The organism is Haloferax namakaokahaiae (genome assembly GCF_042663225.1).
Lineage (GTDB): Archaea > Halobacteriota > Halobacteria > Halobacteriales > Haloferacaceae > Haloferax > Haloferax namakaokahaiae.
The window spans coordinates 1141112-1155767 of the sequence record NZ_JBHTAA010000005.1; the positions used below are offsets into that span (position 1 = coordinate 1141112).

The following is a 14656-nucleotide window of genomic DNA, read 5'->3' on the forward strand; positions in this document are numbered from 1 at the left end:
AAGTAAGATTGATATACCGTCACAGGAATACACGCACGAATGTCGAAAATCACGTTTCGTGCCGACGAGGAACTCGTCGAGCGCTTAGACACGCTCGACTCCTCGAAGAGCGAGGTCATGCGTGAAGCGTTGCGCACGTATCTCGACGGGGCGGAGCGTGAGATTCTTCTCGAAGATGAGAACGACGACGAACCGTCCGGTCTCGAGGAAGCCCTCGAAAATCGCGTCGATGAACTCGTCATGGCGCGCGTGGCAGAACTCCTCCCGAAGTACATCGACGAACAACTTTCGGTGCGGTCCGAGCCGTCGCCGACAGATGTCAACGTCAACATTTCGTTGGAAGGAGCCCCGCAAACTAGCGTAAACGCCGAAAGCGAATCGGAACCGATGACGGATTCGACAGCCGATTCGACGCGTAAGACAGCGAGTCAGACGGACGAATCTGCGTGTGGTCAATGTGGCGAAAACGTGAGCCGTGACCACGTCTACTGCCCGAATTGTGGTGAGAAAGCGTCGCACCGAGCGTTCTGTGAGTGCGGCGACGAACTTCGGTCGGACTGGGCGTTCTGTCCGGGATGCGGTCGTCGGACACCTGCCGCAGACGTGCTCGAGAAGTCCTAATTCAAGAGGATTCAGACAGTTACGATTCGCTGTCTTACAATCGCCGTTACATTTATATCCTGTCCCTATGTGTTGACTATCGCGTAAGACGGTTGTCTTACAGCCCTCCAACGACGGCCCGGGATCCGGCGCTGTCCGTTGGTTTTGGCGTGTAAGACATCGCATGTGTGTGCGACGCACCGTCTTACCGGGGGAATACACAAATATGGAGCGTGTGACACTACGAATTCCGAAACAGCAGATCGATGAAGTCGAACGCATGGTCGAGACGGGGAAGTTCCCGAACCGATCCGAAGCGATTCGCTCTGCTGTTCGAGAAATGCTGAACGAGCAGACACCAGAACAACGCCAGCGCGAATCTACCAGCAAGCGCGGCTGGGCGAAGGTGTAAACTCATGCAAGATATCGTTCGTGAAGCGATGGAGCGTGATGAAGCCGAGCGCAAACAACTCTCGAACCTGGACGACGACGACCAGTTCGGAGACCCGCGCATCGTAATCGTCGGCTGTGGTGGTGCCGGTAACAACACCATCAACCGCCTGTACAACATCGGCGTCGAAGGTGCGGACACGGTGGCGATCAACACCGACAAGCAGCACCTCAAGATGATCGAAGCCGACACGAAGATTCTCGTCGGGAAGTCCCTGACGCAGGGTCTCGGTGCCGGTGGCGACCCCTCGATGGGCGAGCGTGCCACCGAGATGGCACAGGGCACCGTCAAGGAAGTCCTCGGCAACGCCGACCTCGTCTTCGTGACCGCAGGCATGGGTGGCGGAACCGGTACCGGTGCCGCACCCGTCGTCGCAAAGATTGCAAAAGAGCAAGGCGCAATCGTCGTCGGGATGGTCTCGACGCCGTTCAACGTCGAGCGCGCCCGCACGGTGAAGGCCGAAGAGGGGCTCGAGAACCTCCGCAACGAGGCCGACTCCATCATCGTGCTGGACAACAACCGTCTGCTCGATTACGTCCCGAACCTGCCAATCGGCAAGGCGTTCTCGGTCATGGACCAGATTATCGCCGAAACCGTCAAGGGTATCTCGGAGACGATTACCCAACCGTCGCTCATCAACCTCGACTACGCCGACATGTCCACCATCATGAATCAAGGCGGCGTCGCGGTGATGCTCGTCGGTGAGACACAGGACAAGAACAAGACCCAAGAAGTGGTCAACGACGCGATGAACCACCCGCTTCTCGACGTGGACTACCGCGGTGCATCCGGTGGTCTCGTCCACATCACGGGCGGCCCTGACCTCACACTCAAGGAGGCCGAAGGGATTGCAAACAACATCACCGAACGACTCGAAGCGAGTGCGAACGTCATCTGGGGCGCACGCATTCAAGACGAGTACAAGGGCAAAGTTCGCGTGATGGCCATCATGACCGGCGTCCAGTCGGCACAGGTCCTCGGACCGACAACCCAAAAGCAGGCAGACAAATCGAGACAGAGTCTGCAATCGCAGACACAGCAGCAATCTTCGGAGTTCAATTCGAACTCGCAACCACCGCAGAACACGACGTGGTCTGACGGTGGCCGCGACGAGTCCGAAAAGAACAACGGACTCGACGTGATTCGGTAATCTCGGCAGACGGTGTTCAGGCGGCCTGTTCACCCGTCTGACCCGAGTGCCGGCATGGGTTTCTCACCATCTTTCTTCCAACCTTCCGACGGAACGCGCCGAGCGACAGTGACCGTTAGACTGCTTCTATCGACTCGATGAGTCGGCACTTCCGACAGATAGTACTCGCCGTCTTCGAGCCACAGCGCTCGCAATCGTTGAGGTCAACCGAGCCTTCGCCACCCTCGTCGCCGCGGTACTCCTTGGCTGTGAGTTCGGCCAACTCCTCGTAGCCCGCCATAATCGAGTGACGCGTGCCGGGGTGGTTCTCTTCGAGGTCGAGTAGCAGTCGCTGAATCTCGCCGCGATAGGCTTCCGACGAGTGCGGACACTCGGTGATGTGGGCGGGGAGATTCTTGAGATGGGCGTAGAGGGCGACTTCCTTCTCGGGGATGTCACGAAGCGGCTTCGCACGCGGGATGAACTCGCCCGAATCGCGGCGCTTGTCGAAGTCGCCGATGCTGGCGTCGAAGTGCTTGGCGACCTGTTTCACGTCGCCTTCGAGGAAGTTCATCAGCGCCGTCTGCGCCTCGTCGTCGAGGTTGTGGCCGGTGAGGAGTTTGTCCGCGCCGAACTCGTCGGCGAAGCGTTCGAGCAGGTCGCGGCGGAAGACGCCGCAGTAGGCACACGCGGCCATGTTCTCGGGGTCTTTCTCGACGACGTTGTCCATCCGCACGCCGAACTCTTCCTCGTAAGACACGACTTCGTGGCGAATGTCGATGTCGGCGGCGAGTTCGACACAGGCGTCCACGGACTTGTCGCGGTAGCCCTCGATACCCTCGTGAATCGTCAGCGCGACGAGTTCGATTCGCGGGTCGCGGCCGAACGTCTCGTCCAGAATGTGCGTGAGGACGACGCTATCTTTCCCGCCGGAGAGACCGATGACCCACGTTTGCGGGTTTTCGGGCGTGGCATCTCGGGGGAGCATGCTATCTTCTCGGATACGGCGGCGCACGCGTTTCTCGACCGAGGCACAGAAGTGGTCTTCACAGAGGTGTGCCCCCGAATAGGCCGCGTGCATCACCGCATCGAGACTGCACTTGTCGCACTCCATTGCCGGTCGGTTGCTTGGCAGGAGGGATACGGGTTTCGCCTCGTCTCGACCCGCCGAGTCGGGTCGCAACCGGTTTCCCCCTCGAAGACGCACCCACAGCCAATGGACAGAGACACCGCGCTCGACCGCGTGGAGCGCATCGTCGATGCAGTCGAAGCCGACACACTCCCGGTTCCCGTCCGTGAGGTGTGGGTCTACGGCGACGTCGCTCTCGGTCTCGACCCACTCGACCGACTCGACGTGTACGTGACGAAAGACATCCTCCTCCGCGGCGACCCCGACGCCGCCGAAGAGTTCGAAGCGTCACACGGCGTGAAGGGCGTCGGCAAGAGCGTCCGCGCCGAGTGGGCGCGCGAGCATCCGGACCTGATCCGCGCCAACTCGAACGGCTACGCCGCCCCCGAGAAGTGCCTCGCCGCGCACTTGCTTCCCGACGACGAGCCGATTCACCTCGAAGTGTGTAACGCCTCGTTCGAGGACAACGTCACCCAGCGACTGAAGGGCGCACTCGCCCGCGACGCCTACGAGCAGATTCTCGACCCGCGTGGCGTCTGTCTCTACGCCGAGGGCCAGCGCTCGCCCACCGCGCTCGAAAAACTCCGGAACGGCGAGTTCGCGTTCCCGACGCTCGGGGCCGCACTGGAGATGCTCGGGATGGACGAATCGGAGGCGGCGGACGCCGTCGAGGCGCTCAAATCGTACCGCGCAGAACAGTCCGGCACCACCGTTCGCGGCGACGTGGTCTAGTCGCGGTGCTGCCCGTTCGACTGTCGATTGTACCGCTCGCCCTCCTCGCGGGCACGGCGTTCTGCTTCTTCGCGGTCCATCCGCGGGAGGTCCTTCGTCTCGCTCTCCATCGCCCAGTAGAGTACGAGTGGGAACACGAGGGCGAGACCGAGAAACAGCACGAAGACGAGTCCTTCGACGGCCATACGAACCCATGACTCCGAACTGCCCTCAGTGTTCGGGCATCAAACTTATGTCATCTTCACGAACACGTCTCAGTATGAGCCCTCCACCAGAAGCGAACCGCGACGGCTGTCCGAAGTGTGGCCACACCGAGACCGAGATGGACTCCATCGCCACCTCGGGGACTGGTTTAACCAAGATGTTCGACATCCAGAACCGTCAGTTCACGGTCGTCTCGTGTACGAACTGCGGCTACTCGGAACTCTACCGCGGTCGTTCGAGCGGCAACATGGTAGACCTCTTCTTGGGCTAACTCCGCGCCACGTCGGCGTGAGTTAGAGCCACCTTGTCGGCGCGAGTCAGACCTGCCCCGTCGTCACGTCGAACGGAACGACTTCGGCGCGGCGATACTCCTCGCTTTTCATCTGTCGGACCACCTCGCGGCCCATCTGTCGCCACTGCCTGCGTACCGACTCGTAGGACTCGTCCAGGCCTCGCCGCAGGTCGCGTTCGTGTCTGTCGAGTCCCTCACCGGTCGCTTTCTGTGCCGCACTGCGAACGTCGTCCTCGTCGTACGGTGGTTCCGTGAGTTTCTGGTGATGGTACCGCCGCGTCCCGACGATATCGAGACCGGCCGAGTCGAAGAACGCCGGCACTCGGTCGCCGAGGGCCACGTCGGTCGAAACACCATGCAAAAATGCCTCTCTGACTCGCTTTTCGAGCGAGACTTCGGACTCGACCGTCGAATCGACGCCGACGGCGGCGTTGTCGGGTTCGACCGTCGCCACGAGGTCCGACGAGACGCGAGCGAACTCGCTGATTGCGGCGGCTGGGTCCGGAAGGTTCACCAAGAGCGCTTGGCAGACGACGAGGTCGAAACTGCCGTCCGCGAACGGGAGTCCGGTCGCGTCGCCCGCGACTGCCTCGATGTCGGGGTGTTCGTCGGCTACCGAGAGGAGTTCGAGGTCGGCATCGACGCCGACGACGCGCGCGTCCGACTCCTCGGCGAGCACCCGCGTGAACTCGCCGGTTCCACACCCGACGTCGAGGATACGCGTTCGGCCGTCGAGGTCGAAGTCCGCGAGGGCGGCGCGAGAGTCCGCCCACATGCCGCGTCGCGTCCGGCGGAGATACGATTCCGAGAAACGTCGCACACCCGGAGTCCACTCGCGCGAACCAAAAATCAGTCGGAACGGCGGAAGTCAGTCGGAACGGCGCATTCGTTCCGCGGCGGCCGCGAGCGCGACAAGTGCGGCGGCGAACCCGAATCCGGGTGTTTCGGTCCCGGTCTGGGTCGAGTCCGTCGTGGTAGCCGACGAATCCGGCGAATCGACTGTCGTGGTCGCGTCTTCCGTCGCGGTTTGGGTCGGCGATTCGGCCGTCGAATTCGAGACGGAGTCGGTCGTTCCGGTAGTCGGCCGCTCGGTGGTCGTGGTGTCCGTGGCCGTCGTCTCGGACGCTTCGAGCGAGGCGACGACGCCCGCGTGGTCCGACGGCCAGAGGTCGCCGCGGTCGGTCTCGACTCTGGTCGAACTGAGGGTGAATCGCTCGGCCGAGAGGGGGGTGAGTCCACGACTGAACACGTGGTCGATTGCTTCCGAGAACTCGCCACCCGAGAGGTCGCTGGCACGGCAGCACGTCTCGTCGATACCGTCCGTCGCGGGAACGAGCACCTCGGAGAGGGTCGCGTACGCACCGGTTCCGGGTTCGTCGTTCACGTCGCCCGCGACGACGACCGGACCGGAGCGCTCGCGCACCCACGAGACGAGTTCGTCGGCCTGCGCGCCTCGAATCGCTCCGCTGGCGCGTTCGAGGTGCGTCGAGAGAACGTCGAAGGCGGGCGCGTCGGGAAGAGAGACCGTCGCGGCGGCGAACCCGCGGGCGAGTCGAAACGACTCCGACTCGGAGAACGACACGTCGAGCGCGCTGTCGAACGTCGTCTCCGAGGTGTCGTCCACCGAAACGTCCTCGGCGACGAGCAGCGCGTCTCGGTCACGCAGTCGGACGGTCGCTTCGTCGCCGTCGATTTCGGCCGGCAGTGCGGCGTCGGTGTTCTCCGACGAAATAGCGACTCGATAGCCCGAGTCGCGGGCGTCGAGCGCCGCCGAAAGCTCGGCGAGAAAGTCGATTTCGTCACCCTCGGCGGCTATCGAGGCGGCTTCTTGGACGGCGATTACGTCGGCATCGACCGCGTCGAATTCGGCGGCGATGGCGGCCATTCGACCGGGGACGTCACTGGCCCGGACCGACTCGTACATCTCGCCGACGAGTCTCCGCCGTTCGCGCTCGGTGTCGGCGACGAACAGTGGGTAGAGACTGACACCGAGACCGAGGTTCTGCGTTGCGACTCGGACGGGAGACGATTCGGCGAACGATTCGGCGACGCTGGCACTAGCGCGAGTGGTGAGACTAGTGAGACTGGCCGCAAACGGCGTCACCGCGAGCGACCGAAGGAGGGCGCGCCGGGTGGATGGTCTCCCGGCGAGGAGGGGGCGAACAGGGGAGGGCATCGCCCGGCGGTTCGAACGGCTATCTGTTAACCCTTGCTCGACCCGTCAGTTCGGGATTAGTTCTCGTCGGCGCGGAATTCTCGGACGCGCTCGATGTTCCACGCGAAGCCCTTGCCGTCCTCCGTCGGCGTTTCGAGGACGAGCGGGACGTCGTTCTCGACGATTGCGTCGTGGTTGATGAACGCGCGCATGCCGTCCTCGCCGATGAGACCCTCACCGATGAGCGCGTGCTCGTCTTTGTTCGTCCCGCACTCGTGTTTCGAGTCGTTGAGGTGGACGCACTTGAGGTGTTCCAGCCCGACCACGTCGTCGAGTTGTTCGAACGTCTCATCGACGCCCTCGGGTGTCGAGAGGTCGTAACCCGCCGCGAAGGCGTGGGCCGTGTCCAGACAGATATCGAGGTCCTGTTCGGACTCTTCGAGCACGTAGGCGAGGTGTTCGAAGTCGCCGCCGAGTTTGGTTCCCGAGCCGGCGTCGGACTCGATGAGGATGGTCACGTCGTCCGGCACGTCGATTTCGTCGAGGACGGAGACGGCGTTGTCGAGGCCGCCTTCGACGCCCGCGCCCGTGTGCGCGCCGAGGTGGACGTTCACGTAGGGAATGCCGAGTTTCGAGGCGACATCGACTTCCGTCTGCATGGAGTCGAGCGACTTCTGTCGAAGTCCGTCTTTGGGCGTACAGAGGTTGACGAGGTACGAGGTGTGGATGACCCACGGGCCGTCGAGTTTGTCGGCGGTCTCTTCGCGGAACAGTTCGGCCTCCTCATCGGAGATTTCGGGGTCCCGCCACACCTGCGGCGAGGTGGTGAATATCTGCCCGCAGTTGCCACCGAAGGCGACCTGTCGGAAGATGGCGTTGGCGACGTTGCCGTGCGGTGGCGTCTCGTCGTCGGACGAAACCTTCGAGCTAGACATCGAGACGTGTGCTCCTACTCGCATGAGCGACTCCACGTAGTACCCTACCAAAGGGACTTCGGAGTGCGATAGTCCCAAGCGCCCGTAACTAGTATGGCCCCTCGGTTGGAAAGACAGTCATGGCTGGTATTCCCGTCGGTACGCAAGTCGAGGATACAACAGTCCCGCTCGTGCGACCCGACGAGTCGGTGACTGAAACGTCGCTCTCGGAACTCGTCGAGGAGAAACCGGTGCTGCTCTGTTTCTACACCGCCGATTTCAGCCCGGACTGTACCGACGAGTGGTGCTCGTTCCGCGATTTCGACTGGTTCGCCGCGGGGCACGACGTGCAGGTCGTCGGCTCGAGCAAGTCCGGCGTCGGAATGCACCATCGATTCATCGACCGCTACGACCTCTCGTTCCCGCTCTTCGCCGATACGGACCTCGAACTCGCCGAGACGTTCGACGTGGTCTACCGAACCTTCGGCGTCTCGAAACGCTCTCGTCGGTCGTGTTTCCTGCTCGATTCGGACCTCACCGTCCGGTATCGGTGGCTGGGCCAACACTGGATCGACCCGACTCGTGACACCCCACCGCTCTCGGAAGTGTACGAGGGCGTCACCGAGGCACTGGAGATAGAGAATCCGGAGACGTTCGGCTTCTAAGACGCCGGTTCGACAACTATCGCTTCGACCCGGGACGACGACGAACCCAGTCGGCCGACTCGTACTTCTCTTCGACGCGTTCGCTCGCTCGCGTCAGTTCCTCCTCGGTCCACGAGCCTTCGTTCGCGTCCACGAACTCGACGAGCGAGTCGGTGAGCGCTTCGACGAACTCCGCGCGCGAAACGTCGGTGAGTTCGTCGATGCCGACGACGCGCTCGCGGAACTCCTCGGGCGTCACGTCGTGGCCGTCGAACACCGAGAGGTGCGTCTCCGCATCGACCGAGTACGTAATCGACCCGTGTTGTACCACTGCATCCCGGCGGCGGTACTGGGCGTTGCCCGCGATTTTCCGGCCCTCGGCGACCATGTCGTGGGCGGGATGAAGCGCCCGAAGGTAGCACGCCGGGTGCCAGATGACGGGCACGTCGTCCTCGACGAAATCGACATCGACGCCGACGCTTCGGAGGGCGTCGAGGATAGGCGTACAGAGGAGATGGTAGCAGTCGATGAGGTCGCCGGGGAGTTCGGCTTTCGGCGCGATGATGGAGTACGCAACATCACCGTAGTTGTCGTGGTAGATGCCGCCGCCGCCGGTCGGCCGGCGCGTCACGTCGATTCCCTCGAACTCGCAGTAGTCCCAATCGACCGTCTCGGGTCTCTGGCCGTAGCCGAGAGAAAGGCAACTTGGGTCCCACCGATACACGCGGACGGTTCGTGGTCCGCCCGTGGCGGCCGTCTCGCCCGCGACCTCGTCGAGCGCCATCTGCATCGCGCCGGGGCGGGTGTCCTCCCGCACTACGCGCCACTCGCGGTCGGCGAGTGCTTCCGAGTCGTTCATACACAGCATTTGCCGAAGCGAGGCAAAGCGGTTTCGACGCCGGGAGCGATTCCGTTAACTCTCCGGGCGGTGACGCCCAACCATGCACGTCACCCGCCTCGCGCTCGCCGCCCGCGACCCGATTTCGCTCTGTGACTTCTATGCAGAAACGCTCGGGTTCGACCCCGTTCCCGGTTCCCAACGGTCCGTCGAGGCGGGCGAGACGACCCTCTGGTTCGAACTCGGCGACTCGGTCCCCTACCACGTCGCGTTCTCCGTCGATGCGAGTCTCGACTCGGTCATCGACTGGGTGGACGAACACGTCGGCGTCCTCCCGACCGACGAGGGACCGAGCATCCGATTCGACTTCCTCGACTGCGACTCGGTCTACTTCGAAGACCCGGCGGGCAACGTCGTCGAGTACATCTGTTACGACGGGTCGGACGGCGAGTTCGACCCCGAGACGGACGTTCTGGGCGTGACGGAAGTCGGTCTCACAGTTCCCGACGTGGAATCGTTCCTCTCGGACCTCACGGCCGCCCTCGATATCGAGGTGTGGAGCGAGTTCGGCGAGGGCAACGTCGCATTCGTCGGCGACAAACACGCTCGGTTCGTCGTCGCCGCGGAGGGGCGACCGTGGTATCCGACCGACACCGACGCCGAAATCGCACCCGTGTCCGTGCAGTGTGATGCCGAGGGCGTGTTCGAACCCGAGGGGTTGCCGTATCGGGTGAACGTCGGCCAGTAACACACGCTTTTTCTCCTCTGCTTTTCCTCTGGCAGCTCGGTACCGAGTGACCTCCATCGAAACCGAAACTATGCGCCCGTTTTCGCCTGTACCTCGATTTTATATCGTCACATCTAGTTTATCGCTCCCCAAATTCCCGACTCGCGGGCCTTTTAGGCCTCGCACGCTGAGGAAGCATCATGGTACGGAACGTCGCCAGCGTGATGACCGAACTCGAGACCGAGGACTTCTATCTCCTCTCGGGCGTCGAGCAAGGGATGCGCTTTAGCGAGTGGGTCAACCGGAAGAAACTCCCGAAGAACTCGGGGTTGACCGAGGAAGACGTGGAGTACCGACTCGACCGGTGTATGTCTCGTGACCTCGTCGAGCGAAAGACCATCCAGTACGAGGGCTTCAAACTCACGCTGGCCGGATACGACGTACTCGCGCTGCGGACGTTCGCCCAGCGCGATACGATTCAGGGCTTCGGCTCGCCGCTCGGCGTCGGCAAGGAGAGCGACGTGTTCGAGGTGCAGTCGTTCAAACCCCTGGCACTCAAGTTCCACCGCGAGGGCTACACGAACTTCCGCGAAGTGCGCCGCGAACGCGACTACACCTCCGAGAATCGCCACGTCTCGTGGCTTTATACCGCCCGAAAGGCGGCCGAACGCGAGTACGAGGCGCTGGAAGAACTCTTCCCGAAGGTGTCGGTCCCGCGCCCGGTGGACCAGAATCGGCACGCAATCGTGATGGCGAAACTCGACGGCGTCGAACTCGCAAAGTCGCGTCTCGAATCCGCGCAAGTGACGGGCGTCCTGGACCTCATCCTCGACGAGATGGCCACCGCCTACGAGGCGGGCTACGTCCACGCCGACATGTCGGAGTACAACGTCGCGGTGAGTTCGAACGGAATCACCATCTTCGATTGGCCGCAGGCAGTCCCGACCGACCACGAGAACGCCCGTGAACTCCTCGCGCGCGACGTGAAGAACATCGTCGGCTACTTCAACCGCAAGTACCCCGCCGAGATGCCCGACGATATCGACTTCGAGGAGGTTGCGAACGCGGTTGCGGCGAACGAGTTCGAACGTATCGGACTTCACACGACCTGAGTGAGGTGATTTTGTGGACGTGGGTTTGGAGAGCGACCGCCGCCTCAGGTCCGCGATGAATCGTATCTCACGATATGAAATTGGGATTCCTGAGTGAGCGAGAGGACTCACGCCCGAATCCGTTCGACACCTGTTTTCTCAAATCTAAAAAACAAGCAATAAAACCTGACTTATAAACAATATTTCCCAATCAAGGATTTGGTTTGTGAGTATTCTATGCGATAGTTTGGACGACCGTCTTATGTGATGTCAGACGCAGGTACGTTCGTGATTCATACCAGTTTCCGGTTGATACCGGACCGGTTCCACGAACAGTATCTGTACAAGCTCGTTGCGATGTTGGGAGTGCTCGTCCTCATCACCGCGGGCATCGGTGCGTACACGTACGTTGGCGTCTCGGGTGAACTGCACGACTCGGTCCAGAACGAATTGCAATCGACAGCAGCACTCCAAGCCGATGAATTTTCGGTGTGGATGGAAGAACGGTCGGAGATTACGAGGCTCATTTCTGAGTTTGCCGTGCTCGATACGAAAGACTCGACGCGGATATCCGCCTTCTTGGAGAGCCAACTGGCGAGTCTGCCAGAGGACTTCGACTCGGTACACTACGTGAACACCGAGACTGGGGAGATTCTCGCCAGTTCTTCCCAAGACCGCATCGGTGAGACCGCGGAGAGTACGACCCATCGCTACGTCCACGGTTCCGGGACGTTCACTAACAGTGACGAAGTCGCCATTACCGAGATGTACGACCGCGGTGGGGAGCGCTACATGGCGTTCGTGAGCCCGGTATCGGGGTCCGAAGACCGTGCAATCGTCGTCGTCTCGTCGGTCGCACACCTTCGAGAGGTGTTTCACGCACCGTTCGAGGGGTCGTTCGTGCAGATAATCGACAGCGAGGGTATCGTCGAGTTCGACGAGCGCCAGCAAGTCGAAGGCGAGCAGTACGCCGTCGAAGAGTCTCGAGTGCTCACCGACGGCCTCGATGGCGGCGCGGGTGCGTACGAGGCCGACGCGAACGGCGTCCTCGACGAGAGACACGTCGTCGCGTACGCAGGCGTGGACGAGATGGTACTCGTCATCCACGCACCGACGAGTTCGGCCTATCACATCCAAGAGACGGTCGCCTTCGACATCGCCGCCTTGCTGTTCTTGTTGCTCATCACGATAGGTGGAATCGCCTTCGTCCTCAAGCGAAGCATGCTCGACCCGCTCGATGGACTCGAAACCAAGTTGACGAGTCTCAGAGAAGGCAACCTCGACATCGACCTTCGGACGGACCGGCGCGACGAGTTCGGGTCGGTCCTCGACTCTGTGGCCTCGCTGCGGACAGACCTCCTCGACCAACGTGCCGATGCCAAGAGCTACAGTAGCGTGATGCAAGCCACTGCAGACGGCGACCTGACCGCACGGATGGACGCCGACAGCAACGCTGCCGACATGCAGACCATCGCGGACTCGTTCAACGGAATGATGGACGATATCGAATCCACCGTCGGCACCGTCATGGACTTCGCTGACGGCGTGCAGACGCGAAGCGACCAGGTCGCCGAAGGCGCTCGTGAGGTCAATACGGCGAGCGAACAGGTCGCCAAATCGGTCGAACAGATCTCTCACGGTGCGGGCGAGCAGGCCGACCAACTGACCACCGTCTCCGGCGAGATGGACACGCTCTCGGCGTCGGTCGAAGAGATAGCGGCGTCGGCCGAAGAGTTGGCCACCAACTCCGCGAAGGCCGCAGAATCCGGCAAAGAGGGACGAGTTTCGGCGCGCGAAGCGCTCGATGGGATGGAAGCGATTCGTGAAGAGACGCACACGACGGTCGCCGAGGTTGCGGAGTTCGGCACGCTCACACAAGAGATCGGCGACATCGTCGGCGTCATCGGTGACATCGCCGATCAGACGAATCTGCTGGCGCTCAACGCGAACATCGAAGCGGCCCGAGCGGGCGATGCGGGCGAAGGGTTCGCCGTCGTCGCCGACGAGGTGAAGCAACTCGCCGAAGCGACGACCGAGTCGGCCGGCGAAATCGAATCGCTCATCGAAGACGTTCGCACCCAGCGCGATGCGGTCGTCTCCGGTGTCGAGCAGATGGAGACCAAAGTCACCGAGGAGTCCGAATCGGTCGAGACGGCCATCGACGCCCTGGACGAAATCACCGAGCGCGTCGAGGCGAATAATGCGAGCGTCCACGAGGTGACCGACGCGACGGAAGCGCAGGCCTCCTCGACGGAAGAGGTGTCGTCGATGGTCCAAGAAGTCGCCAGCGTGAGCGAAGAGACGACGGCCGAAGCCGAGAACGTCTCGGCGGCCGCCGAAGAGCAGGCCGCGTCGTTGAATCAGGTCACCGCGAGTGCGGAACAACTCGCCGAAGAATCCCAAGACCTGCAGGCACTGCTCAGCCAGTTCGAAGTGAGTGCCGACGAGAGCGGGCAGGCGAGTGCTCCCGAACCGGTCGGAACGACCGGCGAGTTTAGCGGCGGGTTCCAGTCGGCAGCGGTGAGTGACGGCGGGCGGAACCAGTAACGGGCCTCAATAAACGCGATTTTTGTTATTCGAGTGGTGCGAGCGTCACCGATTCGGCTTCGAAGTCTTCGACGAACGCACCCGGGCCGCCGACGCTGAAGGTTCCCGCTTCGGTCTCGATGACGAGCGTGTTCTCGACTGGGAACGAGTTGTTCACGGGTTCGAGTAACCCCTGGCGGATTCCGACGACGTTGCCGTGGAGTTCGGTCGGTCCCTCGGTGTGGACCATCCTGCCGCGAGCGGTGACAGAGAGACCGACGTCCGCCCGCTTGCACAGCGTCGTCTGCAAGACGGCGTGCCGGAAGTTGTGATACGTCGCCGGAAGCGGATCGGGGGAGGCGGTGTACGCCTCGGCGGCCATCGGCCAGTAGTTGCCGAAGAACGACCCGACGATGACGGGACCGAGTTGGGGTTGGGCGAAGACGATTGCCTGCGACTCCGAGTTCGAGCGCGCGACCATCTCCCCCGGCGCGACCAACCCGGTGTGCGAATCGATTGCGAGCATCGTCGGCATCGGTTCGTGCCACACTCGAACGACCGAGGCGATACCCTCCAGGTCGAGGTCGTCGTTCGGAGAGACGCCGGTCACGATGAGCACGACGAGCACGCCGCGCTCGCGGGCGGCGCGAAGTTCGGGTGCGACTTCGTCGAGCAGACTGTACGGAAGCGAGAGTTCGACCTCCGAGTCGGCCCGTTCGAGTAACTGCGAGACTCGCTTGAGCACGGTCACCCGCGATTTAATGACCTCGAAGCGGTCCTCGTCGCGGGCGGTCGCCGTGTATCGCTCTTCGAGCGCCGGGCGCATGGCCGCGACGTTCGCCGAGAGCGACTCGATGACCTCGGTTGGTGGCTGTGCCCGAATCGTCGTGGGCACGACGTGGTCGTTCACTTCGACGAATCCTCGCGCTTCGAGTTCGTTGCTCACGCTGTAGACGTACCGCTTCGACACCCCCGCCGCGTCGGCGATTTGACTCGCCTTCGCTTCCCCCAGTTCCAAGATAGTGAGATACGTATCGATGACCTTCTCGGAGAGCCCGAACTGCTCCAAGCGGTCAGCCAGTTCCCCATCGTCCATAATTGATTGGTCACGACCACGCTACTTAATGACTCGAATCTCGACCCGTCAAAACCGACTCCCGGACGCGTCCTCCGCATCGTGTGAAAGTGTGAACGAACATTACACCACAATTATTAGCGGCGGCG

General features: G+C 62.1%; 16 protein-coding genes. 9 read left to right on the forward strand and 7 right to left on the reverse strand.

All coding sequences use genetic code 11. The annotated features are described in order from the left end of the window. Positions 1 to 39 precede the first annotated feature (39 nt). From ACFQJC_RS13485 to ftsZ, 3 genes are all read left to right on the forward strand, one after another. Positions 40 to 621, forward strand: coding sequence for a double zinc ribbon domain-containing protein (locus ACFQJC_RS13485; RefSeq protein ID WP_390224319.1), 582 nt, complete (start codon positions 40 to 42; stop codon positions 619 to 621). A gap of 205 nt (positions 622 to 826) precedes the next feature. Next, on the forward strand, positions 827 to 1012 hold the full coding sequence (locus ACFQJC_RS13490; RefSeq protein ID WP_390225625.1) for a ribbon-helix-helix domain-containing protein: 186 nt from the start codon (positions 827 to 829) through the stop codon (positions 1010 to 1012). Between the two features lie 4 nt (positions 1013 to 1016). Beyond that, positions 1017 to 2201, forward strand: a complete 1185-nt coding sequence (gene ftsZ, locus ACFQJC_RS13495; RefSeq protein ID WP_390224321.1) for a cell division protein FtsZ — start codon at positions 1017 to 1019, stop codon at positions 2199 to 2201. Between the two features lie 115 nt (positions 2202 to 2316). Here ftsZ and ncsA read toward each other — a convergent pair whose 3' ends face one another. Continuing rightward, positions 2317 to 3294 carry a tRNA 2-thiolation protein NcsA gene (ncsA, locus tag ACFQJC_RS13500; RefSeq protein WP_390224322.1) on the reverse strand — a complete coding sequence of 326 codons (978 nt, stop codon included), beginning with the start codon at positions 3292 to 3294 and terminating at the stop codon, positions 2317 to 2319. 102 nt (positions 3295 to 3396) lie between these two features. Between ncsA and ACFQJC_RS13505 the strand changes: the two genes are divergently transcribed. Next, positions 3397 to 4041, forward strand: coding sequence for a DUF7095 family protein (locus ACFQJC_RS13505; protein WP_390224324.1), 645 nt, complete (start codon positions 3397 to 3399; stop codon positions 4039 to 4041). Here ACFQJC_RS13505 and ACFQJC_RS13510 read toward each other — a convergent pair. Then, a complete protein-coding gene (locus tag ACFQJC_RS13510; RefSeq protein ID WP_390224326.1) occupies positions 4038 to 4226 on the reverse strand; it encodes a hypothetical protein in 189 nt (62 codons plus the stop codon). The genes ACFQJC_RS13505 and ACFQJC_RS13510 overlap by 4 nt on opposite strands. 74 nt (positions 4227 to 4300) lie before the next feature. Here ACFQJC_RS13510 and ACFQJC_RS13515 point away from each other — a divergent pair, with 74 nt between their 5' ends. Beyond that, the gene (locus ACFQJC_RS13515) at positions 4301 to 4516 is read left to right on the forward strand and encodes a zinc ribbon domain-containing protein (protein ID WP_390224328.1); all 216 of its coding nucleotides are present in this window, start codon (positions 4301 to 4303) and stop codon (positions 4514 to 4516) included. 46 nt (positions 4517 to 4562) lie between these two features. On the opposite strand, the gene ACFQJC_RS13520 is transcribed toward ACFQJC_RS13515, so the two are convergent. The 3 genes from ACFQJC_RS13520 to ACFQJC_RS13530 are packed head-to-tail and all read right to left on the reverse strand — an operon-like array spanning position 4563 to position 7651. Continuing rightward, positions 4563 to 5357 carry a class I SAM-dependent methyltransferase gene (locus ACFQJC_RS13520; protein WP_390224330.1) on the reverse strand — a complete coding sequence of 265 codons (795 nt, stop codon included), beginning with the start codon at positions 5355 to 5357 and terminating at the stop codon, positions 4563 to 4565. A 48-nt stretch (positions 5358 to 5405) separates the two neighbouring features. Beyond that, positions 5406 to 6713 (reverse strand): endonuclease/exonuclease/phosphatase family protein, encoded by a 1308-nt coding sequence (locus tag ACFQJC_RS13525; RefSeq protein ID WP_390224331.1) that lies wholly within the window; start codon positions 6711 to 6713, stop codon positions 5406 to 5408. A 56-nt stretch (positions 6714 to 6769) separates the two neighbouring features. Beyond that, a complete protein-coding gene (locus ACFQJC_RS13530) occupies positions 6770 to 7651 on the reverse strand; it encodes a deoxyribonuclease IV (protein WP_390224332.1) in 882 nt (293 codons plus the stop codon). Between the two features lie 95 nt (positions 7652 to 7746). On the opposite strand from ACFQJC_RS13530, the gene ACFQJC_RS13535 reads away from it, so the two are divergent. Beyond that, a complete protein-coding gene (locus ACFQJC_RS13535) occupies positions 7747 to 8271 on the forward strand; it encodes a redoxin domain-containing protein (protein WP_390224334.1) in 525 nt (174 codons plus the stop codon). 16 nt (positions 8272 to 8287) lie between these two features. On the opposite strand, the gene ACFQJC_RS13540 is transcribed toward ACFQJC_RS13535, so the two are convergent. Beyond that, positions 8288 to 9109, reverse strand: coding sequence for a lipoate--protein ligase family protein (locus ACFQJC_RS13540; RefSeq protein ID WP_390224336.1), 822 nt, complete (start codon positions 9107 to 9109; stop codon positions 8288 to 8290). Positions 9110 to 9191: 82 nt separating this feature from the next. On the opposite strand from ACFQJC_RS13540, the gene ACFQJC_RS13545 reads away from it, so the two are divergent. The 3 genes from ACFQJC_RS13545 to ACFQJC_RS13555 all read left to right on the forward strand — a co-directional run bounded on the left by ACFQJC_RS13545 (position 9192) and on the right by ACFQJC_RS13555 (position 13453). Beyond that, positions 9192 to 9836 (forward strand): VOC family protein, encoded by a 645-nt coding sequence (locus ACFQJC_RS13545; protein ID WP_390224338.1) that lies wholly within the window; start codon positions 9192 to 9194, stop codon positions 9834 to 9836. A gap of 179 nt (positions 9837 to 10015) precedes the next feature. Continuing rightward, entirely contained in the window at positions 10016 to 10927 is a 912-nt protein-coding gene (locus ACFQJC_RS13550; protein ID WP_390224339.1) for a serine/threonine-protein kinase RIO2, read from the forward strand. A gap of 246 nt (positions 10928 to 11173) precedes the next feature. Then, entirely contained in the window at positions 11174 to 13453 is a 2280-nt protein-coding gene (locus ACFQJC_RS13555) for a methyl-accepting chemotaxis protein (protein WP_390224341.1), read from the forward strand. A 25-nt stretch (positions 13454 to 13478) separates the two neighbouring features. Here the strand turns inward: ACFQJC_RS13555 and ACFQJC_RS13560 are convergent, their stop codons facing one another. After that, positions 13479 to 14528 (reverse strand): TrmB family transcriptional regulator sugar-binding domain-containing protein, encoded by a 1050-nt coding sequence (locus tag ACFQJC_RS13560; RefSeq protein ID WP_390224343.1) that lies wholly within the window; start codon positions 14526 to 14528, stop codon positions 13479 to 13481. Positions 14529 to 14656: the final 128 nt, after the last annotated feature.

Bases quoted from the DNA above. Each gene is read 5' to 3' on its own strand.
- ACFQJC_RS13485 (WP_390224319.1), top strand. From the start codon at position 40: ATGTCGAAAATCACGTTTCGTGCCGACGAGGAACTCGTCGAGCGCTTA.
- ACFQJC_RS13490 (WP_390225625.1), top strand. From the start codon at position 827: ATGGAGCGTGTGACACTACGAATTCCGAAACAGCAGATCGATGAAGTC.
- ftsZ (WP_390224321.1), top strand. From the start codon at position 1,017: ATGCAAGATATCGTTCGTGAAGCGATGGAGCGTGATGAAGCCGAGCGC.
- ncsA (WP_390224322.1), bottom strand. From the start codon at position 3,294: ATGGAGTGCGACAAGTGCAGTCTCGATGCGGTGATGCACGCGGCCTAT.
- ACFQJC_RS13505 (WP_390224324.1), top strand. From the start codon at position 3,397: ATGGACAGAGACACCGCGCTCGACCGCGTGGAGCGCATCGTCGATGCA.
- ACFQJC_RS13510 (WP_390224326.1), bottom strand. From the start codon at position 4,226: ATGGCCGTCGAAGGACTCGTCTTCGTGCTGTTTCTCGGTCTCGCCCTC.
- ACFQJC_RS13515 (WP_390224328.1), top strand. From the start codon at position 4,301: ATGAGCCCTCCACCAGAAGCGAACCGCGACGGCTGTCCGAAGTGTGGC.
- ACFQJC_RS13525 (WP_390224331.1), bottom strand. From the start codon at position 6,713: ATGCCCTCCCCTGTTCGCCCCCTCCTCGCCGGGAGACCATCCACCCGG.
- ACFQJC_RS13530 (WP_390224332.1), bottom strand. From the start codon at position 7,651: ATGCGAGTAGGAGCACACGTCTCGATGTCTAGCTCGAAGGTTTCGTCC.
- ACFQJC_RS13535 (WP_390224334.1), top strand. From the start codon at position 7,747: ATGGCTGGTATTCCCGTCGGTACGCAAGTCGAGGATACAACAGTCCCG.
- ACFQJC_RS13540 (WP_390224336.1), bottom strand. From the start codon at position 9,109: ATGAACGACTCGGAAGCACTCGCCGACCGCGAGTGGCGCGTAGTGCGG.
- ACFQJC_RS13545 (WP_390224338.1), top strand. From the start codon at position 9,192: ATGCACGTCACCCGCCTCGCGCTCGCCGCCCGCGACCCGATTTCGCTC.
- ACFQJC_RS13550 (WP_390224339.1), top strand. From the start codon at position 10,016: ATGGTACGGAACGTCGCCAGCGTGATGACCGAACTCGAGACCGAGGAC.
- ACFQJC_RS13555 (WP_390224341.1), top strand. From the start codon at position 11,174: ATGTCAGACGCAGGTACGTTCGTGATTCATACCAGTTTCCGGTTGATA.
- ACFQJC_RS13560 (WP_390224343.1), bottom strand. From the start codon at position 14,528: ATGGACGATGGGGAACTGGCTGACCGCTTGGAGCAGTTCGGGCTCTCC.